The following is a 22,592-nucleotide window of genomic DNA, read 5'->3' as shown; positions in this document are numbered from 1 at the left end:
TCACCCTCTAAAGCAGCACTCTAAGCCATCGAAAATCACATCATCCACCTGCTGCGCCGACGGATACACCCGCTTCCACACACCAGCATCCCCGCCGGTTAATAGCAATCGCGCACCCGCGAGCTGCCCCAGCGCTCGATCTACCAGCCCTCTACCCATAGGCAAAATAGCATTATCGATGGCGCTGCGCGTATCAATACCGGGGCAATCTGCAGGTTCATAGGGCTGAGCGGCCAAGGCCGTGGCCAGCACCTGTGACTCCATAGCAAGCGACTTACGCATTAAGGCTACGCCGGGGCCGATATAGCCCCCCAGATGCGCCCCATCTTCGCGAAGTAAATCGACCGTCAAAGCGGTGCCACTGTCGACCACCACCCAAGCACCCGGCCCGCGCGCCCGCGCGCCCAACAAAGCCAGCCATCGATCTACCCCCAGCGCACGGTAATCTTTATAACCACACACCACCCCATGGGCGCTCGGCCTAACTGCGGCAAAATCGGGCCGGGGCATGCCACAGGCAGCCAATTCCTCCGCCAGCCACTGGCGCCGCCGATCAGACGCCACACAAGACACCCACACCCGTTCAGGCGGTGCAGCAAACCCCATTAACCAAGTGGAGTCGGAATCATACTCTTGCAGCCCCGTCTCCAGAATGCGACCGCCCTGCCGCAACTGCCACTTAAGCCGGGTGTTTCCCATATCGATCAACAGATTCACGAGGCCGACCTCAAAGAAACCTCGCCGCCATAAAACCGTTGTGGCTCACCATCCACATCCAGCAACAAGGCCCCTGCATCATCCACCCCCAAAAGCATTCCAGCACAACGGCGGTTGGCGGTACTGAGCTCTACCAACTGACCGATAAAAGCGGCCCGGTGCAGCCAGCGCTGCCGCCAGCCGGAAAATCCGCCCGCAACAAAATCCTCCAACATAGATGACAGCGAGGCAATCAAGCGCCCCGCCAGGGCGTTGCGGGACACAGGCTGAGCACCCTGCTCCTCTGCCAAGCGGGCAATATCCACCCAGGGCTGATCGATGCTTTGCGCAGCCTCCTCGGGCATGCGCCAGTTGACACCGACCCCCACTACCACCTGGCAAGTACCGGAGGGATCGCCTGTCATCTCCAGCAACACCCCAGCCAGCTTGCGATCATTTGCGAGCACATCATTGGGCCACTTTAGCTGGACATCTGCCAAGCCAAAGCTTTCTAACACCTCAGCAACGCAGACCCCCACCGCCAAACTCAAACCTTCCAGCGCCGAGGCACCACCCTCAAACTGCCAGAGCATCGACAGATAAAGGTTTTGCCCGAAAGGGCTAATCCAGGTACGACCGCGTCGCCCCCTTCCGGCAGTCTGCTGCTCGGCAATACAAACCGCCCCCGAACCCAGCGCAGAAGGGCGAGCCATAAGCCTGGCATTGGTAGAATCCACCACCAACTCCAACAGTAAATCGCCACACCAGGGCGCCGCCTCTTGGATAATTCGCGCGCGCTCAAACAGCTCTAAACCACCAGGCAGGCAATACCCCTGGCCGCGTCCCGACTGCAACTGCACGCCCAGCTCCGGCAGCTTCTTTAGCTGTTTCCAGACCGCTGTGCGCGACATAGACAAACGCTCGCCCAACTCTTCTCCAGAGTGGTAGCGGCCGTCCGCCAACACCTGCAGCAACTGCATTAATACCGCGTCACTCATTGCTCACCACCGCAATACACACGGCGGTAACGGCCGGCACGCAAGCTGGTCAGCACCTCGTAACCTAACGATTGATTGCGCGCCGCCACTCGGCTTACATCCAAATGCTCATCCAGCACTTGTATATCGGGAACCTCCACCTCGCCACGCACCATGGCTTGAATATTGGGCACTGAGGTCACATCAAAAATAGTAGAGTCCATAGAAACTCTTCCCACTACGGGCACCTCCACGCCGGCCATCCGCCCGACGCCTTCATTCCCCAGCACACGATGCAAACCATCAGCATAGCCACCTGCCGCCACTGCAAGCACCCTGCCCGCAGGCAGCTGCACCTCGGCGCCATAGCCAATTCGCGAGGACTGCTGCAACTGACGCAGTTGGCGCACGGGCACGCTTAAACGGACTACCGACCGCATGGGGTTGGCGCCACACATATCCGGGTTCACCCCGTAGAGCGCCGCCCCCGGACGCACCAAGTCGGCCTGGTAATCTGGCCCTAAAAATATGCCACTGGAATTAGCCAAACTAAAGGCAACATCGGGCAAATGCGGGCGCAGCTGATCGGATACCCGATTAAAGCAAGTCAACTGCTCACTATTTTGCGGATGACTGGACTCATCGGCGCAGGCCAGATGGCTCATTATGAGCCTCAGCCCCATCTGCTGGCACAGCGATGCGTCGCCACCAAGAGCCAACAATTCATCCACCGCCAACCCCATACGGGTCATACCCGAATCGAACTTAAGAGCACATTCCGCCCTGCGACCCGTCACCGCTAGCAGTTGTTGCCAGCGCCGCACTTCGGCCTGCGAGGACAACACTGGTATTAACTTATGCTCCAGTAGGTCGCGCTCTTCGCCCACCGCAAAACCGCCTAAAATATAGCGGCGGCAGCCAGGGGATAAAACATCGGCAACCTCTAAAGCTTCGCTGACAGTAGCAAAAAAGAAATCCCGGCACCCCTGGCGAGACAACGCCCGCACCACTTGCCTCGCATCCAGGCCATAGGCATCGGCTTTAACTACCGCAGCGACAATTGAATTCGGTGCACGCGCACGCAGGATCTGCCAGTTGGCCAGCAGCGCATCTAGATTTACAGTGAGCACGCCTGTTGATGTGTTCATAGGCCTCGGCGGGAAAAGTAAAAGCGGCATAGTTACAAAACTATGCCGCAAAATCCAGCCTGGGAAGTAATACGGCCCAGAAAAAGAGAATACCTTCAGAACTTTGAAGGCAATAGAATGATGTTAGCCGGGGTAAGGCTCCAAGGGAATAATCCGGCCGTGTTCGTCATACTTCAGTTCAGCCATCTTCATGCTGCGCAAATGGGTAACACCCTTCGACAGTGACGAGTCGTGGTAAAACAAAAACCACCTGTCCTGATACTGACAAATAGAGTGGTGCGTAGTCCAACCCACTACCGGGTTAAGAATTTTGCCCTGATACGTAAAAGGCCCGTAGGGGTTATCTCCAATGGCGTAACACAAGTAATGGGTATTGCCAGTGGAATAGGACAAATAGTATTTGCCTTGATACTTGTGGACCCAGGGCCCTTCAAAGTAACGGCGCTCGTGGTCGCCAGCCTTTAGCGGCTCTCCGTTCTCATCGAGAATTTTGATCTCGCGCGGCGTCTCAGCGAAGCTTTTCATATCGTCGCTTAACTTTGCCACAATGGGGCCCAACGCAGGATCATGATCTGCAGGCTCTTCATTCGCCTCGCTGTATTCATTATTGCGGTATTTTTGCAGCTGCCCACCCCAAATGCCGCCGACGTATAAGTAGTAATCACCATCATCATCCGCGAACACCGCCGGATCAATGGAATAACTACCCTCAATGGGCTCGGGCTCGGGCGTAAAAGGCCCGGTTGGGGAGTCGCCTACAGCCACCCCTATTTGAAAAATATCGTCGGCGCGCTTGGCGGGAAAATACAAATAGTACTTGCCATTTTTGCGCGTCGCATCCGGCGCCCACATTTGCCGCGCCGCCCAGGGCACATCATCCACATGCAGAGCGACTCCGTGATCGACCACTTCAGACTCGGGCGACTCCATAGAGAAAACGTGGTAGTCCTCCATGCAAAAGTGATCGCCATTGTCGTTAAAGGCCACGCCCCCTTCGACATCGTGCGAAGGATAAATATAGATCTTGCCATCAAATACATGGGCTGACGGATCAGCCGTGTACATGTGTGTTACCAGCGGTTGCGACAGCGCTTTTTTATTCAGCTCGTTGTAGTCGATATCCGCGTATTGTTCGTCGGCCATGTTCAGCTCTCAATTAGATAGTTGCACTTTCAGTGGTTTCATTGCGACGCTGCGCGAGGTCGCTTTCAATTTGCTGCTCCACGGACTTATCGATTTTATAAAAGAACAGCAGTGCCGCGGCGATAAATCCTGGCAGCGAGGAATACACACTCACCGCAAGGATAATGCCCTGCACTGTATCGGCGGATTGCACCGGCGCGCCCGCCTCATAGCCATAAATGGCTAGAAGCGCCGCCACCAGAGACCCGCCCAGAGTCAAGCCGAGCTTTAACCCCAAAATCATTGCCGAGAAAATAATCCCGGTAGCGCGGCGGTGATTTTTCCACTCAGAATAATCAGCCACATCGGCAATCATGGCCCACAACAATGGAATAGTAATACCGTAGGAAAAGCCATGCAGAATTTGCGCGATAAACACACTGCCAATGGACTCGGGCTTAAAGAAATACAGCACCAACACAAACAGCATGGATACGGCCAGCGCCCAACCGAACACATCACGCTTACCAAAACGGGTGGTTAACGGCTTGGAAAAGCCAATACCGATAATCATAAAAATAATGCCAAGGCCATTAAACAAGCTAAAGGCCGAGGTAGCGGCGTCCTCAGGCCAGCGGAACTTGGTTAAGCCCGCGCCCTGTAGCACCGAGTTCAATCCGGCAATAAAACCGTTAAAGCCAGTCTCCTCCAAAAAACGCGCCAAGTGGACTTCACTCAGGTAATTCTCAAAGTAGTAAATCAGCGAGCCACCTTTCAGCGACAACATCATAAACACAGAGATGGTCGCCAACAGCATGATGACCCAGGGCAGATTTTTAAACAGATCGCCCAGGTCGTCTTTAACGCTGGACTTTTGCTCGACCTTGGGCACCACACGCTCTTTAGTGGTTAAGAAGGTGACAATAAAGAAGACCGCGCCGACAAACGCGAAGATCGTCATCACCTGCTTAAAACCTTCGGCCTTATCACCGTCGCCTAAAATCAGCACCAACGGCAACAGCAACACCTGAATGATAAACTGCGCCACCATCACCGCCACAAAGCGGTAGGACGACAGGCTAACCCGCTCCCCCATATTGCCGGTGATTACCCCGCTCAGGGCCGAGTAAGGCAGATTGTTGGCGGAGTAAAGCATCATCAGCGCCAGATAGGTCACAAACGCGTAAATCAGCTTGCCGGACGGATCTAAATCCGGCGTAGTAAACGATAAGAGCGCACCAATACCAAAGGGAATAGAGGTAAACAGCACCCAGGGGCGAAACTTACCCCAGCGGGTGTTGGTGCGATCGGCCAACACCCCCACCACCGGCGCGAAGATAACCCCACCGAGAATACCGCACACACCGGTAACCATAGACGCCTGCGCCGGGGGCAAGCCGTATACATCGGTATAAAAGAAGGCAATAAAGGTAACCAAGGTTTGGAAAATCAGATTGGCCGCCAGATCGCCCAGGCTGTATCCGACCTTCTCGACCACCGAGAGTTTTTCGACGCGTGCATTCATAGTGTTATCTTCGCTTGATTATTGTTGTGGGGTGTACGGCCTAATTAGTCACATTGACTATATGATATAGCTATGGCGACCACAATGCAAAATTTTGCTAAAAAAATGCCGGGCTAACCCCGGCATTTTGGATTGTTTACTCCTCGGCAAACAGCCATAGAGAGTAAAAGGCACTGAGCGGTGGCGACTGCTCGCCAAACAGTCCCTCTGCCAGCGTAATTTGATACACCCTCGCCGTCTGCTGCGGATGCACCTTAGGCTGCTCGGTAGTGGCGAGCTTAATGGACAGAGTTTTACCGTCATCAGCCACAGACACCTCGGCGGATTCGTCTCGACTGTCCATTTCCGGCGAGCCGTAATCCGGAGCATCGCGATACAGCCACGAGCGCACCAGCACAGACGCGGCCACGGCCTTGTCTTGTACCGGCTGAGTTAAACCAACCTTAAAACCGTCCGCTGTAGCGCTTACCGACTTAATTGCCGGGGCAACCGTTTTACCATCATAGGTAATGCGCTGCAGCGCTGCTACATGGCCACCCTTGGCCTGCCAGCCGCGCCCGGTCTGCCCCACCAGCAAGCTGTTGTCGGGCAAAAATACACCGCGCATCACGCCCGACTCGAGCCCGGACATAAATGGAATGACCGCGCCTTGCAGGCGGCCGCCAACCTTCTCCGTTACCACTCGCAACAGATTCGACTGGGTTTGATCGCCCACCAGCATTTGTCCGGCAAAGGGACCAAACTTGCCGTCGGTGGTATCCCACACAGGGTTGCCCGGGGCATTGGCGACAATATTGTGGGGGAAAAGCAGTACCGCGCGCTCGCGAGTATCGGCCACTTTCTCCCATTGAATATCCGGCGAATCCGGTTTTTTGCCGGGCAAATCTACCAAACCACTGGGGTGGCCATAGAACTTGTCCTGCTCCAGCACAAACAGCTTAGAGGTACCGACAAACTCGCCCTGATTCTCGGTGTACCAGAGCTTGCCATCTGGCCCAGTAGCAAGTCCCGCCGGGCTGCGCAGACCACTGGCGTACAAGCTGTACTCCCCCTCGGGGGTCACGCGAATATTCCAGCCACTGTAACCGCCCTGCGAGCCCATATACTCACCGTCGGCCTTATATACAGCCTCATTGGCATGGGCGAGGTTTAAGCTGACATGGTAGGCGCCGTCATCCGCACGAGCGGGACCATGCATATAAGTGTGGTAGTTGCCGTGATAGCCGTGGGCATCAAACAGGGTATCGAATTTATCCCCTAAGCCGTCGCCGTCGGTATCGGTAATACGGGTCAGCTCGGCCTTTTGCCCCACCACAACCTGCAGGCCGTGATCATCTTCGATCTGAACCCCGAGGCTGTCGAACAAGCCTTCAGCAAACAGCTGCCACTGGCCGTCTTTAATCCGCCAGATGCCCGCGGTGCGAGTTGCCACCACAATGGTGCCATCTTTAGCCAGCGCCAGGCCCAAGGCCTCGAACAGCTGATCGCGGCCGTAGTTATCCTGCGGCGGCAGATAGTTTTCAATGCTGTAGCCTGCAGGCAAATCAGCTACTGCCTCTACGGTTTTCAATGGCTGTTTGCGATAATCGAAGTCTGTGGGCTTGGGTTGCCAGGCGTTACCCGCCAAAGCGATCTTGGCAGTTAGCTGCGCCTTAGAAGTTCCTTTAGGCAGAGTCCAGACACCATCGACCAAACTCCCAGCGGACACGGTCGCGCTGGTTAGGGTGTCAACCCCGACCGCAAAACGCTGCTCCTGCGCACGATCGCCCTCCACCGAAATCACCGTCTGCCCCGAATCGGCAATTTCGGTTGTCACCGCCAGTGTGTTTTGCCCCACCCGGTAGCGGAATGTGGGCGCCGCGGTTTTGTCTTGCGAGGTCCGCTGGTAACCCAAAAACTGGGCGTCCTGCGCGGCGATCAGTTCGTCTTGATCTTTGTCACTCCATAGCGCCCGCTCGATCGCCTCCGTATTCCGGAAGACGGATTCTTTAAATGAGAAATCAATCAGCTGGCCTTTTTGGTTCAACGGCGCAAATAAAACACCGCCAGCGCCCAGATCAATTTCGCGGGTTTCAAAACCGGTTTTAATACCGTCGCCACCGCGATTGGTGAGCTCACCCGTCATATCCAAAAAGCCGCCCTGCCAAACTTTGGCGATTCCCAGAATTCGGGGGTCAAAGCTGTAGTTCACCGCATTGGGCTGGCCCACGTGAATACTGCGCGCGGACAGCCCTTCCATCGGTCCGCGCTGCAGGCGAACGCTATCGGTCACCAAAAACTGTAAATCGTCCTGCAGCGGGTCGTATTTTTCCGGCCCGGATGACTCAACCAACTTAACCACCGGGCCTTGCTCCCAGGGCGTGTTCAGAGTTTGCAGGTAGTAACCAATGGCATCCAGCTGCTTGTCGGGCAGAGTTTGCTTCATATAGGGAGGCATAATCGGCATATACGCCTCACCTTTTTTATCGCCACCTTCGTGAATCGCAAGCTCCGCTGCCGGGCTGCGCACACTACGCTCCAAATAGCTGAAGTCAGCCTTCACGGTAAAGTGATGATTCTCGGCGGTTTCGATAATTTCGCGATCGCGCGGGGTGCGCTTAAACAAGCCAAATAGATTGGGGCCAGTTTTCATACTGGTATCACTGGCCGAGACTGCGTGACACTCTTTACAGCCCAAGTCCTGAAAAGCTTTTTTGCCCACGGCAACAAAGTCCACCAGCTCAGCCTCATTGGTATCGCCGCCGCTGGAATCGGGCACGCTGACCTTGTCAAAATCCGCCGGGTGAACATTAAATGAGCGCACGCCCAATTGCCCTGAGCGCACCCGCAACAGCGCCGGACCACTGGTGGTTTCCCAGGGTTTGATAGGGTCGGCGCTAAACCCTGGCAGCACAGTATTTTTCTGTACCAGCTCGCCGTTTAAGCGGGCCTCCAGAATCATGGCATTGGCCACCTTGTTAGACGCCTCGTCGTAGCGCGGGGCGCGAAATTTAACCTCCAGCGTCTGCCACTCACCGGCCTCTGTAAGCGCGTCTTTCAAGGGCGCGGTGGCGCTGATGTCACTGCCACGGCCGCGTATGCCGCCAGCTTTTACCTCATCGCCACCGGCCAGAGACACTTCGTAACGCCCCTGCAAATACACCCCGGCGTTGGTTTCAGCAGCGGCCAAAAACTCCAGCGTAAGCACGCTGTCGCCGAGATGAACATTGGACTCTACCGCCTCCCCTGCGCCCAGCAGCAGCTGCGAGCCCTCGCCCGCATCGGACAACTTGCCGTTGTGGAATTCAATGCGGGAGCGCTCTAGGGCATCGGCATTTTGCAAGTACGAAAAAAAATCAGCGGTTGCATTACTCGCCGCAAAAGCGGGGCTTACGCTCAGTGCCAACAGGGCGCCGAGCAGTTTTTTATTAGATTTCATCATTGGGCTCTCAAATAAAATTCTTCGGCAAACAGTGCTTATAGTTCGCGAATCCAGATATTGCGAAACTTAGATGGGTTGCCATGATCCTGCAGCCGCAAAGGCGCACACCCATGAGCCTCGTAAGGTGGATGACCGATCCAGGCAGTTGGGCCCTGCACCTCAACATGGTTTTGCACCAGCACGCCATTGTGTAACACGGTAATGTAAGCCGGAGAGGTCAGCTCACCGGCATCGCTAAAGCGCGGTGCCTTATAAATGATGTCGTAAACATTCCACTCATTCAGTGGCTTGGTGGCGTTTACCAGAGGGATATGCTGCTTGTACACCGACGCGGCCTGGCCATTGGGATAGGTTTCACCGCCAAAGGAGTCGAGCACTTGCACTTCATAGCGCTCCTGAAAGAACACCCCGCTGTTGCCGCGCCCCTGCCCCTCGGGGCCCTCCATGTCTTTTTCGGCCGGCGGCTGCCACTCAATGTGCAGTTGTATGTCGCAAAACTCTTGTTTAGTGCGAATATCGCCCGATTTGGGGGCCGCCACCATCACATCGCCTTCTATTTTCCACGGCGCAGCGGAGCCATCATTCGCGGACTCCCAGGCAGACAAGTCAGTGCCATCGAACAGCACTAAAGCGTCCGAGGGCACCCCGTCGTCGTCGATGCTGACCTTGGCGGGTACCGGCTCCCACACTTCGGTTTCCTGCGCCTGCTGCCAGGGCTCTTTTTCTGCGGCGGATAACGGCATGGCTAAAGTGGCGGTAGCAGCCAGAGTTGCGGCGACAATAAGTGTTCTCTTCATGGGGCATCTCGCTTATTAGTATCGACTGAAACCCGGCCAATGACCGGACTTGAATATTTTTACATATGAAACACGGTCACACAAATAAAAACCAAGGGGTTAACTATATCAAGATAATGTCCCTTAAACCTTAAGCTAACTTAAAGAAATTTAAAGATGTAAGCGGGCACAGTTAGCTTTCGGGCTCCGTGAAGATTCGAAATGATCCCCTGCCCCAATTAAAAGAAACGTAAACTTCAAATGATAATAGTTTACATCCGCAGTAAGCCCGCCCTACAATTCGCACCCCAAGCTAATTGATAATTGTTATCAAAGTCATTTCGGCCAGCTGCGCAATAACAACTCACTACGCGTAAGACCATCAAGAGTCAGGCCGTTTTTCACCATTGACCAGTTATAGGATGAACCTTAATGAGTAAGCTGAGCAGCAAAGCGGCCCTGTTGGGCACCCTTTTGCCGATGTGCTCCACCATGGCACTGGCACAATCAGAGGATGAAAATGTTGAAGTTCTGAAAACCACCGTGGTGCAGGCCGCCTCGGAAGAGCTAAAACAAGCCCAGGGCGTGTCCATTGTCACCGAAGAGGATATGAAGCACCGCCCGGTCGCCAATGATATTGCCGAAATCGTTCGCACCATGCCCGGCGTTAACTTGTCTGGCAACAGCAGCTCGGGCCAGTACGGCAACAACCGCCAAATTGATATTCGCGGCATGGGCCCCGAAAACACTCTGATTTTGATCGACGGCAAACCTGTGCTGTCGCGCAACTCGGTAAAAATGGGTCGCTCTGGCGAGCGTAACACTCGCGGCGACAGCAACTGGGTTCCACCAGAAGCCATCGAGCGCATTGAAGTTATTCGCGGCCCCGCCGCCGCCCGTTACGGCTCCGGCGCGGCCGGTGGTGTGGTTAACATCATCACTAAAAAACCCGATGAAGCCACGGCCACCATCACCGCCGAAACTCAGCTGTCTGAGGACAGTATGGAAGGCGATCAGTACCGCGCTAACATCGTTGCCGCCAGCCCGTTGACCGAGCGCTTCTCGCAGCGCACTTATATTAGCTACAACAAACAAGACGCTGACGATGTGGACATCAACCGTGACGAAACCGTTGAGGGCTCACGTGTTGCCGCCGGCCGCGAAGGTGTAGAGAACCAGGATTTCCGGACCATGCTGCGCTTTGACCAAAGCGAAACCCAAACCTGGGAGCTGGAAGGTGCCTACAGCCGTCAGGGCAATATTTACGCTGGTGATAATGCCTTCCAGGGTGTGGATCACGAAATGTCCAACCTGCTGGTCGGCGAAGAAACCAATGTTATGCGCCGCAAGACTCTGTCGCTGACTCACAGAGGCAACTTCAGCTTTGGCGACTCTTTTAGCTACATTCAGTGGGAAAACACCAACAACTCTCGCCTTGGTGAAGGGGCTGCTGGTGGTGGCGACGGCGCCATCAACTCTGAAGAGTTTGTCACTACTGAACTGCAAAACATCACCGCAAAAACCGAGTGGAATACTCCCGTGCAATTGGGCGGTTTAAACCAAACCATCACTTACGGTGCTGAGTACCGCAGTGAAGAGCTGGAAGACGATGTCCACAATCAAAACGGTTTGGGCAATGTTGAAGAAGGCGATATTCCCGGCACCATTGTCGACCCTGACTTGCGTCCGTCCACCACCGACGCCTATCTGTTTGGTGTTTACATCGAAGACAACATCGCTCTTACCGACACCATTATGCTGACCCCCGGCGTGCGCTTTGACTCACACAGCGAATCCGGCACCAACTGGTCACCCAGCGTGAACGCCTCTTGGCAAGCAACCTCTAACCTGTCGCTGCAAGCAGGTGTGAGCCGTGCGTTTAAAACGCCTAACCTGTATCAATTGAACCCTAACTATGCCTACCGTACTCGCGGTAATGGTTGCCCACTGGCTTATCCGAGCCTTGGCGGCGGCTGTACTATCTTGGGTAACCCGGACCTGGAAGCAGAAACCTCTATTAACTCTGAGATCGGTATCAACTACACCGGCGACAGTGGTTTTGCCACCGGTCTGACTTACTTCCACAACGACTACGAAAACAAGATCACCACCTCGGGCACCGACCCCATCGGCGTTTACGACGGCACTCAGGTATTCCGCTGGGAAAACGCCCCCGAGGCAATTGTTGAAGGGCTGGAAGGTAACTTAAGCGTACCATTTGCCCAGGCACTGACCTTTACCTTAAACGCCACCGTCATGCTGGAATCCAAAGACACCAGCACCGGTGAGCCGCTGAGCATTATTCCGGACTACACCCTGAACTCTATGCTGGTGTGGTCTGTAACCGACCAGTGGGACATGGTGCTGAGCGGCCAACACTACGGCCCAACCGACAGCCCCAAACTCGAAGCAAGTGGCGACGTGGTTGAAAACCAAATGGATCGCGACGCCTACAACGTTATTAACTTCAGCACCAACTACGCCTTTAGCGGCGGCTTTGAAGTGATTCTGTCGGTGAAAAACCTGGTTAATGACCAGCTGAAGCGTGAAGGTACCTCGACTAACGCCGGTGCCAACACCTACAACGAACCGGGCCGCAGCTACTTGGTATCGTTGAGCAAAACCTTCTAAACGACTAGGAGCGTTTTACAGCGGCGTCCTTGGGCGTCGCTGTTTTTTCATTTTGGCTCGGGTATTTAGCTAAGTAACCGAGCCAAGTCCATAGACCCTTAATGACATGGTTTTTGTCATGATTAGATTTATTGCCCCATCCCATCATTCGTTTACGGTCCCGCGCAACCTTTTGTTTGCAGCCCTGACGTTATGCAGCGCCCAGCACCTGAGCGCCGCCACTCCAGCACAGATCGACCGCTTAACCGAAAAGTGGTTACAGGTGGAGCAACAAAATCACGCGCTGATCAATGACTGGAAAGTCCAAAAGCCGGCCATGCAACAGCGTTTATCCCTGCTGCAAGCCGAAAAAGAACAGCTGACCCAAATGCTGCAAGAAAGCAGCGCCGGGCAGGACGACGTAGAAGAACGTCGTTCAGAATTAATGGCCGAGCAGGCCGAACTGGAACAACAGCAAGAAAAACTCACCGAAGCCTTGGCGCAACTGGCCGCCACCACCGATGGTCTTTCCCCCATGCTGCCAGAATTGGTGCGCGACAATTGGGAAAAAGAGCAGCAAGCCGTTGGCGACCAAGCCGAAACCTCCGTGCTGCTGCAAGGCACACTGGCCAAGCTGTCAGACCTGGACGAATTTAACCAGCGCATTACCACCCACGAAACGGTAATGAGTACAGGCACAGACGATGTACTGGTGAAACAAATTTACCTTGGCGCCGGCTACGCCTGGTTTGCCAGCCGAGGGGGTGACTACGCCGGTTACGGTCGTATTGTGAACCACACCTGGCAGTGGCAGTTTAGCGACCAGATAGATGGCGACGCGATTAATCGCGCGATTGATGTCTTCGAAAAACGCCAGCCGCCACAACTGGTACAGCTGCCCATTATTATTGGCACCGAGGAGGTACAGCCATGAGATTAACCGCTGCACTTCTCAGTAGTCTGCTAGCTCTCTGCGTGGTTTACACCGCACCCGCGGCCGCACAAGATGTGGAAACCTCACTGGTTAAAAAAATTGAACGCGCGCAAAATAATTTAGAGCGCACCGAGCAGAAGGTACTGCGCGAGCGCAACGATGTTGCCGGTAAGTTACGCAGCCTGGAAGAAGAGGTTTTAAACCTGCGGGATAAAACCGCCGTGGCGCGCCGCAAAATGGACGAGAAAACCCTAAGCCTGGGGCAACTGGAATCGCGCCTGAAAGATTGGAAAGAGCAACAGAGGTTTCAACAAAACCTGTTGAACCGTTTTTTGAAACAACAGGGTTACAGCAACCAGCAACTGGCTGAACTCTCTCTTAGCGAAAAAATCAACGCCACCAACCGCTTCAGCGAACAACTGCACGAACGCATGGCACCACAATGGCGTGAAGAAAAGGTTGTGCGCGCCGATGGCACCATCGCGCCGCTACCCACATTGCACATTGGCCCAGCCAGCTGGTATGTGGATGCCGAACAAGCGGGCTTGGCGGAAACAGATAACGATGGCCATCTTAAAAGCCTGGCACAACTGTCTGGCAGACAGAGCGACAATATCGTTAACCTGACCACCAACCCCCAGGGCGAGATTACCTTCGACCCGACACAAGGCCGCGCCTTGCACGCGCAACAAACCTCCGAGACCTTAATTGAGCACATCGCCAAAGGTGGATTGTGGGCCGCACCCATCTTACTGTTTGCGTTAATCGCGACCGCTACCGCGCTGTTTAAAGGCTGGCAATTGTGGCAGCTGCCCAAACTGATTCCAGCGCGCACCCGATCCGAACTGCAACAACAGCGCGCCAACATTCAGGCGCAAAAAGGCAGCATGCAAAAAGCACTGCTTGATACTGCGCTCAACAGCAACAATCCGCGCGAGCGCGACGACCGCTTGTTTGCCCAACTGCACGACGACAAAACCGTGCTGGAGCGCTGGCTTACCATCATTACCGTTACTGCCACTGTGTCGCCTCTGTTAGGGCTATTGGGTACGGTAAGCGGAATGATCGAAACCTTCCGCATGATGACCACTTTCGGCTCCAGCGATCCGGAAGTCATTTCCGGCGGTATCGCCCAGGCGCTGGTGACCACCGAGTTGGGCCTGGTAGTCGCCATTCCCGCGCTGGTGTTAGGCGCTGTTTTATCACGCAAGGCGAAACGCTATTACCACGGCCTGGAAAGCTTTGCCCTGGTACTGAGCGGCGAAGATGCCGAGCCACAACCGGCCAAAACCACGCAAGAGGCAACCGCATGATTGAGCAAATCACCAACAGCTGGGTGTGCTGGCTGATGTTATTGCTGACGCTCTACATCTATCACCAATTGTGGATGGACTATTTGCATCTTTTAGAGGCGCCGGAAATGGCCGAACACAATGCGCCCGAGTATCAGCGCAAAATCACTGCGCTAAAAGTCGGTGCCTTACCGCTGATGGGCCTGTTTGGCACCATCACCGGCCTGCAAGATAGTTTTACCGGCATGATGCTGGGCGGCGCTGACAGCCAGATGGTGACCAACGGTATTGCCCACGCGCTGTTTACCACACAACTGGGATTGGTTTTGGCAATCCCCGGCTGGCTGCTGCTGGTGTTTGTAAACGCCAAGGGCAAAAGCTGCTACGCCACCACGACCGCGAGGTAACTGACATGACCAGCCGTTTGCAGCGTCGCCTGGAAAGCCAGGAGCCTCAGGGCATTGATATGTCGCCCCTGCTGGACGTGGTGTTTATTCTGTTGATCTTTTTTATTGTCTCGACGGTTTTTGTCAAAGAAACCGGGGTAGAGGTAGATAAGCCCCAGGCCATTTCTGCGCAATCGCAAGATCAACAATCCATTCTTTTGGCCATTACCGGAAACGGTGAGGTGATGTACGACAGCGCCAACATTGGCGTGGCGGGCGTGCGCGGCACGGTCGAACAACTACTACTCGGCGAAGACCGCCCGGTGGTTATTCAGGCCGACCGCACCGTGCCCACCGAGCTATTGATGGAAGTCATCGACGAGGCAAAAATTGCCGGTGCCGTCAGCGTCAACATCGCCGCACTTAAGGAATAGGCGTCGCGGTATGGATAAAAAACACTTAAGTGCCTCGGCATTAAGCGCTGGCCTTCTGGCGTTAGCCGTTGGCTTTTTGTGGCTTTCTCAGGCGCTTAACCGCGAGTCCGCCGAGCCTCCGGAAATGTTGGAAGTTCAGGTGATTCAACCTGAGCCACCACCGCCCACGCCAAAAACGCAGCAGGTGGTGGAAAAAACCGATTTCCGTATTCAGGTAGAGGGCGACGGCCCCGCGGTGGTGATGAACGATATGGAAGTCGACGTTGAGGTGGACGACCCGGACATGCCCGAGGTGCAAATACAGGCCACCCAGTGGACCGATTACAAAATTGATCTGGACGCCTACAACCTGGCCGATCTGGACAGCCAGCCTTCGCTGTTAACACCGATCAATATCCGATTTCCACCCGAGCTTAAAAGCCGCGGCATTGAGAAGGTTATGCTCAAGCTGGAAGTCATGATCGATGAAAACGGCAAGGTCACTCTGCTGGATATTATCGATAACCCGCACACCTCATTGGTGGGCGAAATTAAACGCTTTGTTGACCGCAGCCAGTTCAGCCCGCCGCAAAAAGATGGCAAGAAAGTTCGGGCTCGTTTTATCTGGCCGCTGGAAATTAACTCTTAACGACTGCGAATATAAAGGCGATTACCCAATGACACTTTTGCACCGTTTTATTCGCCCCCTGGCTCTTGTGGCAAGCATAAGTTTTGCCCACAGCCTTAGCGCGGCAAACATTACCCTGGAAATGGACGACCCTGAGTGGACGTTTTTACTTAAAAGCAGCCATCAGCAAGCAGGCAACGCCAGCTTAACCAGCGAGGAGGGGAAACTTTTTCGCGAGATCCAACCGCTGCTGGCCAAAGGTGATTACCAGGGCGCGCTGACGCAAATTGAACAGAACACATCAAGTGATGCCAGTGCTGCGCTCTATGAAATTAAAGGCCAGGTGCTACTGAACCTAAAGCGCTATGACGAGGCGGCCGCCGCCCTTAATAAAGCGCTGGAAATGCAACCCGGGCTTGCGGTATCCCACCGCGCGCTGGGTATGATTTACCTGATGCAGCAGGACTTTAAAAACGCCAAACAACACCTGAGCCAAACGCTTGAGCTGGGCGGTAACGACGCCCAAACCTACGGCCAACTGGCGTACGTCAATTTACAGCTGCATAAGCCTCACTCGGCAGTGGCCGGTTATCAAACAGCACTGTATCTCGACCCGGAAAACAGTCAATGGTACCAAGGCTTACTCTACGCCCTCACCGCCAGCAACGATTTCACCCAGGCGGCGAGCCTGGTCGACGAAATGCTAATCGACAAACCCAAGGGTCGCCGGCTGTGGGTTCAGCGCGCGCAAATTGCCATGAACGCCGGTGACAAAACCAAAGCCTTAGGCAGTATGGAAACGGCCTTAGCCCTAGGGGTGGATCGGGTGGAAAACATCGCTTTAGCGGCGAGGCTGCATATGGAGCTGGGCAATCCGCGCCGCGCCGTAGAACTTTTATCGGGGGATATTCGCCGCTTTGCCAAGGCCGGCGATATGGACACCGTACTGCAAATGGGCCGCTGGTTGGCCTCGCGGGATGAATGGTCCGCGCTTGAACGTTTGGTAAAAGCAGTCAACGACGTTAAGGGGTTATTATCCAGCGACCAACAAGCTGACTTTTTGGTGGTGGAAGGGCAAGCGGCCATCGCCCGCAAACATTTCAAAACCGCCAGCAGCAAATTGGCTGCGGCTATCGAGCTGGCACCGGGCAATGGCGAAGCCTTAATCACCATGGCCAATGTGCAAAAGTTAAGAAACAACCAGCAGAGCGCGGTGATGTATTACCTGCGCGCCGAAACCTTGCCCGAGTTTAAAGCACGCGCCTTACAGGGCCGAGCCCAAGTCGAAATTGACCGTAAGGACTATGCCGCCGCACTGGATTTATTGCGCCAGCTTTACAAGGAAGAGCCTAACCGCCAACAGGTTTTTGAAAACATTCAAACGCTGGAACGCATTGTTCGCAATCAAGCGTAAAGCGATACAAATTGACAGGCGGCTACAACGCCTCGAATAAGTGAACACATAAATTAAAGGCTACGCAGATAGCCCCTTAAGCAGTCTTTGATAAACGGCGCCAGATAATTTCTGCTGGCGTTTTAACAACGTGTAGCCCACAGCTGCACCTTACTTTTTAATAGCTAAGCAACCAAACCCATGATTACTCATTCTTTTTTTAGCGCACAAAGTTCGCTAATGAAGGTGGCGAGAATCGCTACCGTCATCGTCGGCGGCTATACATTCACCGCCGCCCTCTGCCACTGGCTTAAATGGCTGGTACCTGTGTCTGACCAGGAGGCTCGATTACTGGTCAACATGTCTTTCTTTATTATTTATCTACTGGTTTTGATGGCGCTATTTTGCGGTAGTAATCACCGCCGGATTATCGCCATTACCCTGGTGGGCAATGCCGTACTCTGGGCGCCTTGGTTGCTTCTCGTTCAGGAGGCAGGCGCATGAAACAGGCCTTTCAACAGTCGATGACCTGGTTGCACACCTGGAGCAGCCTGCTACTGATCTGGATTCTTTTCGCTATTTTCTTTGCCGGCACCCTGGCGTTCTTCCGTGTCGAAATTACTCATTGGATGCAGCCGGAAAGTCATGCTTCCGCGCCTTCGGAAGAATCTCTGCAAGTTGCCCTAGATTACTTAACCGAACACGCACCAAACGCGAAAAGCTGGCAAATCAGCCTGCCAGATTCACGCACTCGTACAACGGGGGTATCCTGGGAAAACTATAACGAAGAGCGACAAAGGCGCCGCGGGCCACGCGAGATTATTAACGCCGACAGCGGCGACCCCATCGATAATCGCGAGACCGCCGGGGGTGGATTTCTTTATCGATTTCATTTCGAGCTTTATCACATTCCACGCGGTACCGCGCGCTTGCTGGTGGGCATAGCGACCATGATGATGTTTGTCGGCATTATCACGGGTCTGTTTACTAGGCGTAAACTGTTCGCTCACTTTTTCACCTACCGCCCCGGTAAAAATTTACTTTCGTGGATTGATGCTCACGTCGTCACAGGGCTTATGGCACTCCCCTTTCATATTATGATTACCTTTTCAGGACTCATTTTATTTGCCAATACCCTATTATTTTTAAACACAGACGATAATCGCGGTCGCTTTGATCGGGGGCGCGATAACGCTCGCGCCGTCAAAGAGGTTGTCCCCCCTACAGTGGATAACTGGCAGCCCAATATCAACGCCATGATTGCCCACGCACAGCAACAGTGGGGCCAAGAGGTGAGCGACATTCGGATTGATAATCCACGCCAAAGCAACGCTAGCTTCTCTGTAGAATCCGGCACGCAAGACTCCTTAACGGCGGGACGAAACGGGCACGCCAGTATGAGCTTTAACTACGACGGCCAACCCATAGAGCACCAAGCTGCCGAAAAAGCGGATAATGTTATCTCCGCCACTTATAGCTCACTACGACAATTGCACGAGGCGCACTTTGCCGATACCACTATGCGCTGGTTATTTTTCTTCTGCGGCGTTCTGGGTACATTCATGGTGGCCTCGGGGGCAATTTTGTGGGTGATTAAACGTGCCCGCCAGCAACTGGGACAATTTGGTTTTGAACTGGTGAGTGCGTTAAATGTTGGCGGTATTGCGGGATTAATATGTGCAACCGGCTCACTCTTTTGGGCCAACCGCCTTTTACCAGTGGGCATAGCCGAACGCCGTGACTGGGAGATCAATGTATTCTTTATTACCTGGGGAATATGCTTGCTATACGCGGTTTTTTCTCGCCACCGCAAAGGCTGGACGGCGCTTTTGGCACTGGCGTCAGCTTTATACATTACGATTCCGCTACTGGATCAATTCACCTCACCAGTAAGCTTGCTACAAGCATTCAAAATTGGCGACTGGATTCGCCTGGGCTTTGATGGCATAGCGCTATTATTTGGTTTCGGTATGTTCACCGCTTTTTACTATCTCGCGCTAAGAGATGAAAACGGCGGTTTCCGCCTGGCAACCTTCAAGCCATTTGCGAGCAACAAGCATAAGGAGGAGACATGTTAATCATCGCCTATATTTTGTCTCTGATCGGTTTAACCTACTTTGCGGCAAGCATTAAAAAACCGTTTCAATTGCTGCACGGAAGAAAAAGTAAGCTGTCGGACAACCGCAAATGGCTGCTACACGGCTTTGGTTATTTACACATTGCTGTAGCGCTTTACCCGTGCCTCCTTAAATGGGGGCCTCAAGTAGGTATAGCCATCTGGGTTGGCGTTATTCATGTGGCAGGGTTTACCCTTGTGCCCATACTTACATATCGATCCAACTGGTTTTGTTATTTATGGAAACTATGCCTATTGGGTAGAGTAACCACAAAACAATCTTAGTAAGTCCTTTGATCTCTGTAGCCATATCTCTCTCCTTCTGATGTGGCTGCAATATCACAATCATTTTTTGTTAGATAGCAATTACATTTAATCGAAAGCGAACAACCTCTTCATAATGTACAAGCCCTGTCACCCATTTTAGTTTAGCGACAATATTAGCGTTTATACACAGTACCCAACCTAACCCTAAGGCTTAGGCTTTCGTAAATAATTTACCCGCCTCAATTTATTTCTGTGTTTAAGGCTAGCAGGCTCATTCAAAATATTTTTCTTTCGCGAAGCAGGTGAGCACCTAAAAACTTAATCTGCACAAAAACGAATGACTATTGATGCCTATTACTAAACCAAATAATAGATCAAGCTACGCTTGCCATCATCGAAGATGATGATGAGTATGGTTTGCCAGCCCCTATTAAGACAATAACTCGCAATTTTTACTTTGATCTACGTTAGTTGATGGCGAACGAGGAGTATTCGGCCCCCAATACTGCTCCTTATTTACAGAGATGTAAGGGGTTTGGACTGAAAAGGAACAGAATCCTTTACGGATAACAGAGAGTAACTCCTCTTCAAAAAGAGCCTTATTTATTTTGAAGCTTGACCAATGTGCCGGGAGCAATTCATGAATCCCCTCCCTGGGGCCCACCCTTCGGGCAGCTTCGCTGTGCTAATTTGCTCCAAGCAAATTAGTGGGATAGCCGGAGGCTACCCGCAGGGTGAGCGCCGTGAACGGCGCTCACCACTATGACCGTAGGTTATCTACATGGATGTAGTGTATGCAGATAACGCAGGAGCGGTTATTTGTCATCGGCAAGCACTACCTAGCGTGGATAGTAACCCACAAGAAAAACGCCCTGCAGGACTACCTACAGGGCGTTTAGATTAGAAGCTTGACGATGACCTACTCTCACATGGGGAAGCCCCACACTACCATCGGCGCTGAGTCGTTTCACTGCTGAGTTCGGGATGGGATCAGGTGGTTCCAACTCGCTATGATCGTCAAGCAAACAGGTATGGTTTGTTTTCGGTCTTATCGGCGTTTGCCGTGCCTAGTCACACAACCAAATAGGGCGATGAACAAAGATGTATGTTGTCTTGCTTAAGGACACTGTGTATCACTCTGCCTTTCGGCTCAGTCCGTCGATTGATCATGCAATCAATCAGTCGTTTCTGTTATATGGTCAAGCCTCACGGGCAATTAGTACTGGTTAGCTCAACGCCTCACAACGCTTCCACACCCAGCCTATCAACGTAGTAGTCTTCTACGGCCCTTTAGGACTCTCAAGGAGTCAGGGAAAGCTAATCTTGAAGGAGGCTTCCCGCTTAGATGCTTTCAGCGGTTATCCCGTCCGAACGTAGCTACCCGGCAATGCTATTGGCATAACAACCGGAACACCAGAGGTTCGTTCACTCCGGTCCTCTCGTACTAGGAGCAACTCTTCTCAACTTTCCAACGCCCACGGCAGATAGGGACCGAACTGTCTCACGACGTTCTAAACCCAGCTCGCGTACCACTTTAAATGGCGAACAGCCATACCCTTGGGACCGGCTTCAGCCCCAGGATGTGATGAGCCGACATCGAGGTGCCAAACACCGCCGTCGATGTGAACTCTTGGGCGGTATCAGCCTGTTATCCCCGGAGTACCTTTTATCCGTTGAGCGATGGCCCTTCCATACAGAACCACCGGATCACTATGACCTACTTTCGTACCTGCTCGTCGTGTCAGACTCGCAGTCAAGCTGGCTTGTGCCATTACACTAACCTCCTGATTTCCGACCAGGATTAGCCAACCTTCGTGCTCCTCCGTTACTCTTTGGGAGGAGACCGCCCCAGTCAAACTACCCACCATACACTGTCCGCGATCCAGATAATGGACCTGCGTTAGAACCCCAAACATACCAGGGTGGTATTTCAAGGTCGGCTCCACAATGACTAGCGTCACTGCTTCAAAGCCTCCCACCTATCCTACACAAATAGGTTCAGAGTTCAGTGCAAAGCTATAGTAAAGGTTCACGGGGTCTTTCCGTCTAGCCGCGGGAACACTGCATCTTAACAGCGATTTCAATTTCACTGAGTCTTGGGTGGAGACAGCGTGGCCATCGTTACGCCATTCGTGCAGGTCGGAACTTACCCGACAAGGAATTTCGCTACCTTAGGACCGTTATAGTTACGGCCGCCGTTTACCGGGGCTTCGATCAAGAGCTTCGCCGAAGCTAACCCCATCAATTAACCTTCCGGCACCGGGCAGGCGTCATACCCTATACGTCCACTTACGTGTTTGCAGAGTACTATGTTTTTAATAAACAGTCGCAGCCACCTGGTCACTTCGACCGGCTTCAGCTTAGGGAGCAAGTCCCATCACCAAGGCCGGCGTACCTTCTCCCGAAGTTACGGTACCATTTTGCCTAGTTCCTTCACCCAAGTTCTCTCAAGCGCCTTGGTATTCTCTACCTGATCACCTGTGTCGGTTTACAGTACGGTTCGTTATTACCTGAAGCTTAGAAGCTTTTCCTGGAAGCATGGCATCAACCACTTCGTCTCAAATATGAGACTCGTCATCAGTTCTCAGCCTTAAGAGCCCGGATTTACCTAAGCTCTCAGCCTACAACCTTAAACACGGACAACCAACGCCGTGCTGGCCTAGCCTACTCCGTCCCTCCATCGCAGTAATAACAAGTACGGGAATGTTAACCCGTTTCCCATCGACTACGCATTTCTGCCTCGCCTTAGGGGCCGACTAACCCTATTCCGATTAACGTTGAATAGGAAACCTTGATCTTCCGGCGAGGGGGCTTTTCACCCCCTTTATCGTTACTCATGTCAGCATTCGCACTTCTGATACCTCCAGCATGCTTCTCAACACACCTTC

At 53.4% G+C, this 22,592-nt stretch carries 17 protein-coding genes and 2 rRNA genes (1 of these 19 cut by a window edge); 10 read left to right on the top strand and 9 right to left on the bottom strand.

The window, feature by feature from the left end:
- The 7 genes from NHM04_RS13185 to NHM04_RS13155 all read right to left on the bottom strand — a co-directional run bounded on the left by NHM04_RS13185 (position 1) and on the right by NHM04_RS13155 (position 9,686).
- Positions 1-717, bottom strand: a complete 717-nt coding sequence (locus tag NHM04_RS13185) for a type III pantothenate kinase (RefSeq protein ID WP_254264245.1) — start codon at positions 715-717, stop codon at positions 1-3.
- Positions 714-1,694: a bifunctional biotin--[acetyl-CoA-carboxylase] ligase/biotin operon repressor BirA gene (birA, locus tag NHM04_RS13180; RefSeq protein ID WP_254264244.1), complete on the bottom strand. Its 981-nt coding sequence runs from the start codon at positions 1,692-1,694 to the stop codon at positions 714-716. The genes NHM04_RS13185 and birA overlap by 4 nt, the downstream gene beginning before the upstream one ends.
- On the bottom strand, positions 1,691-2,821 hold the full coding sequence (gene alr / locus NHM04_RS13175) for an alanine racemase (protein ID WP_254264243.1): 1,131 nt from the start codon (positions 2,819-2,821) through the stop codon (positions 1,691-1,693). The genes birA and alr overlap by 4 nt, the downstream gene beginning before the upstream one ends.
- Positions 2,822-2,944: 123 nt before the next feature.
- Positions 2,945-3,964: a glycoside hydrolase family 43 protein gene (locus NHM04_RS13170; protein ID WP_254264242.1), complete on the bottom strand. Its 1,020-nt coding sequence runs from the start codon at positions 3,962-3,964 to the stop codon at positions 2,945-2,947.
- A gap of 13 nt (positions 3,965-3,977) precedes the next feature.
- Entirely contained in the window at positions 3,978-5,468 is a 1,491-nt protein-coding gene (locus NHM04_RS13165) for an MFS transporter (RefSeq protein WP_254264241.1), read from the bottom strand.
- 136 nt (positions 5,469-5,604) lie between these two features.
- Complete coding sequence (locus NHM04_RS13160; RefSeq protein WP_254264240.1) at positions 5,605-8,889, bottom strand: family 16 glycoside hydrolase; 3,285 nt, start codon at positions 8,887-8,889, stop codon at positions 5,605-5,607.
- Between the two features lie 35 nt (positions 8,890-8,924).
- Positions 8,925-9,686 carry a DUF1080 domain-containing protein gene (locus NHM04_RS13155; protein WP_254264239.1) on the bottom strand — a complete coding sequence of 254 codons (762 nt, stop codon included), beginning with the start codon at positions 9,684-9,686 and terminating at the stop codon, positions 8,925-8,927.
- Between the two features lie 411 nt (positions 9,687-10,097).
- Between NHM04_RS13155 and NHM04_RS13150 the strand changes: the two genes are divergently transcribed.
- From NHM04_RS13150 to NHM04_RS13105, 10 genes are all read left to right on the top strand, one after another.
- Positions 10,098-12,296: a FepA family TonB-dependent siderophore receptor gene (locus NHM04_RS13150; RefSeq protein ID WP_254264238.1), complete on the top strand. Its 2,199-nt coding sequence runs from the start codon at positions 10,098-10,100 to the stop codon at positions 12,294-12,296.
- A 118-nt stretch (positions 12,297-12,414) separates the two neighbouring features.
- Positions 12,415-13,209: a DUF3450 family protein gene (locus NHM04_RS13145; RefSeq protein WP_254264237.1), complete on the top strand. Its 795-nt coding sequence runs from the start codon at positions 12,415-12,417 to the stop codon at positions 13,207-13,209.
- The gene (locus NHM04_RS13140; RefSeq protein ID WP_254264236.1) at positions 13,206-14,522 is read left to right on the top strand and encodes a MotA/TolQ/ExbB proton channel family protein; all 1,317 of its coding nucleotides are present in this window, start codon (positions 13,206-13,208) and stop codon (positions 14,520-14,522) included. The genes NHM04_RS13145 and NHM04_RS13140 overlap by 4 nt, the downstream gene beginning before the upstream one ends.
- Positions 14,519-14,908, top strand: coding sequence for a MotA/TolQ/ExbB proton channel family protein (locus tag NHM04_RS13135; RefSeq protein ID WP_254264235.1), 390 nt, complete (start codon positions 14,519-14,521; stop codon positions 14,906-14,908). Before NHM04_RS13140 ends, NHM04_RS13135 begins: the two co-directional genes overlap by 4 nt.
- 5 nt (positions 14,909-14,913) lie before the next feature.
- Positions 14,914-15,321: a biopolymer transporter ExbD gene (locus NHM04_RS13130; protein WP_253969179.1), complete on the top strand. Its 408-nt coding sequence runs from the start codon at positions 14,914-14,916 to the stop codon at positions 15,319-15,321.
- Positions 15,322-15,331: 10 nt separating this feature from the next.
- The gene (locus NHM04_RS13125; protein WP_254264234.1) at positions 15,332-15,949 is read left to right on the top strand and encodes an energy transducer TonB; all 618 of its coding nucleotides are present in this window, start codon (positions 15,332-15,334) and stop codon (positions 15,947-15,949) included.
- Between the two features lie 28 nt (positions 15,950-15,977).
- Positions 15,978-17,342, top strand: a complete 1,365-nt coding sequence (locus NHM04_RS13120) for a lipopolysaccharide assembly protein LapB (RefSeq protein ID WP_254264233.1) — start codon at positions 15,978-15,980, stop codon at positions 17,340-17,342.
- 180 nt (positions 17,343-17,522) lie between these two features.
- The gene (locus tag NHM04_RS13115) at positions 17,523-17,825 is read left to right on the top strand and encodes a hypothetical protein (protein WP_254264232.1); all 303 of its coding nucleotides are present in this window, start codon (positions 17,523-17,525) and stop codon (positions 17,823-17,825) included.
- Entirely contained in the window at positions 17,822-19,399 is a 1,578-nt protein-coding gene (locus NHM04_RS13110) for a PepSY domain-containing protein (protein ID WP_254264231.1), read from the top strand. The genes NHM04_RS13115 and NHM04_RS13110 overlap by 4 nt, the downstream gene beginning before the upstream one ends.
- Entirely contained in the window at positions 19,393-19,722 is a 330-nt protein-coding gene (locus tag NHM04_RS13105; protein WP_254264230.1) for a DUF3325 domain-containing protein, read from the top strand. The genes NHM04_RS13110 and NHM04_RS13105 overlap by 7 nt, the downstream gene beginning before the upstream one ends.
- Positions 19,723-20,610: 888 nt before the next feature.
- Here NHM04_RS13105 and rrf read toward each other — a convergent pair.
- Together rrf and NHM04_RS13095 are read right to left on the bottom strand one after the other, a co-directional pair.
- Positions 20,611-20,726, bottom strand: a 5S ribosomal RNA gene (gene rrf / locus NHM04_RS13100).
- A gap of 173 nt (positions 20,727-20,899) precedes the next feature.
- Positions 20,900-22,592 (bottom strand): 23S ribosomal RNA (locus NHM04_RS13095); it runs 1,193 nt beyond the window's last position.

It is taken from the genome of Gilvimarinus sp. DA14 (genome assembly GCF_024204685.1).
Lineage (GTDB): Bacteria > Pseudomonadota > Gammaproteobacteria > Pseudomonadales > Cellvibrionaceae > Gilvimarinus.
Note: the sequence above shows the minus strand (reverse complement) of the source record. Positions and strands in the feature narration are given on the sequence as shown.

What these genes read in the sequence shown, in the direction of transcription:
- birA (WP_254264244.1), bottom strand. Translation starts at nt 1,694, where the DNA reads ATGAGTGACGCGGTATTAATGCAGTTGCTGCAGGTGTTGGCGGACGGC.
- alr (WP_254264243.1), bottom strand. Translation starts at nt 2,821, where the DNA reads ATGAACACATCAACAGGCGTGCTCACTGTAAATCTAGATGCGCTGCTG.
- NHM04_RS13170 (WP_254264242.1), bottom strand. Translation starts at nt 3,964, where the DNA reads ATGGCCGACGAACAATACGCGGATATCGACTACAACGAGCTGAATAAA.
- NHM04_RS13165 (WP_254264241.1), bottom strand. Translation starts at nt 5,468, where the DNA reads ATGAATGCACGCGTCGAAAAACTCTCGGTGGTCGAGAAGGTCGGATAC.
- NHM04_RS13160 (WP_254264240.1), bottom strand. Translation starts at nt 8,889, where the DNA reads ATGATGAAATCTAATAAAAAACTGCTCGGCGCCCTGTTGGCACTGAGC.
- NHM04_RS13155 (WP_254264239.1), bottom strand. Translation starts at nt 9,686, where the DNA reads ATGAAGAGAACACTTATTGTCGCCGCAACTCTGGCTGCTACCGCCACT.
- NHM04_RS13150 (WP_254264238.1), top strand. Translation starts at nt 10,098, where the DNA reads ATGAGTAAGCTGAGCAGCAAAGCGGCCCTGTTGGGCACCCTTTTGCCG.
- NHM04_RS13145 (WP_254264237.1), top strand. Translation starts at nt 12,415, where the DNA reads ATGATTAGATTTATTGCCCCATCCCATCATTCGTTTACGGTCCCGCGC.
- NHM04_RS13140 (WP_254264236.1), top strand. Translation starts at nt 13,206, where the DNA reads ATGAGATTAACCGCTGCACTTCTCAGTAGTCTGCTAGCTCTCTGCGTG.
- NHM04_RS13135 (WP_254264235.1), top strand. Translation starts at nt 14,519, where the DNA reads ATGATTGAGCAAATCACCAACAGCTGGGTGTGCTGGCTGATGTTATTG.
- NHM04_RS13130 (WP_253969179.1), top strand. Translation starts at nt 14,914, where the DNA reads ATGACCAGCCGTTTGCAGCGTCGCCTGGAAAGCCAGGAGCCTCAGGGC.
- NHM04_RS13125 (WP_254264234.1), top strand. Translation starts at nt 15,332, where the DNA reads ATGGATAAAAAACACTTAAGTGCCTCGGCATTAAGCGCTGGCCTTCTG.
- NHM04_RS13120 (WP_254264233.1), top strand. Translation starts at nt 15,978, where the DNA reads ATGACACTTTTGCACCGTTTTATTCGCCCCCTGGCTCTTGTGGCAAGC.
- NHM04_RS13115 (WP_254264232.1), top strand. Translation starts at nt 17,523, where the DNA reads ATGATTACTCATTCTTTTTTTAGCGCACAAAGTTCGCTAATGAAGGTG.
- NHM04_RS13110 (WP_254264231.1), top strand. Translation starts at nt 17,822, where the DNA reads ATGAAACAGGCCTTTCAACAGTCGATGACCTGGTTGCACACCTGGAGC.
- NHM04_RS13105 (WP_254264230.1), top strand. Translation starts at nt 19,393, where the DNA reads ATGTTAATCATCGCCTATATTTTGTCTCTGATCGGTTTAACCTACTTT.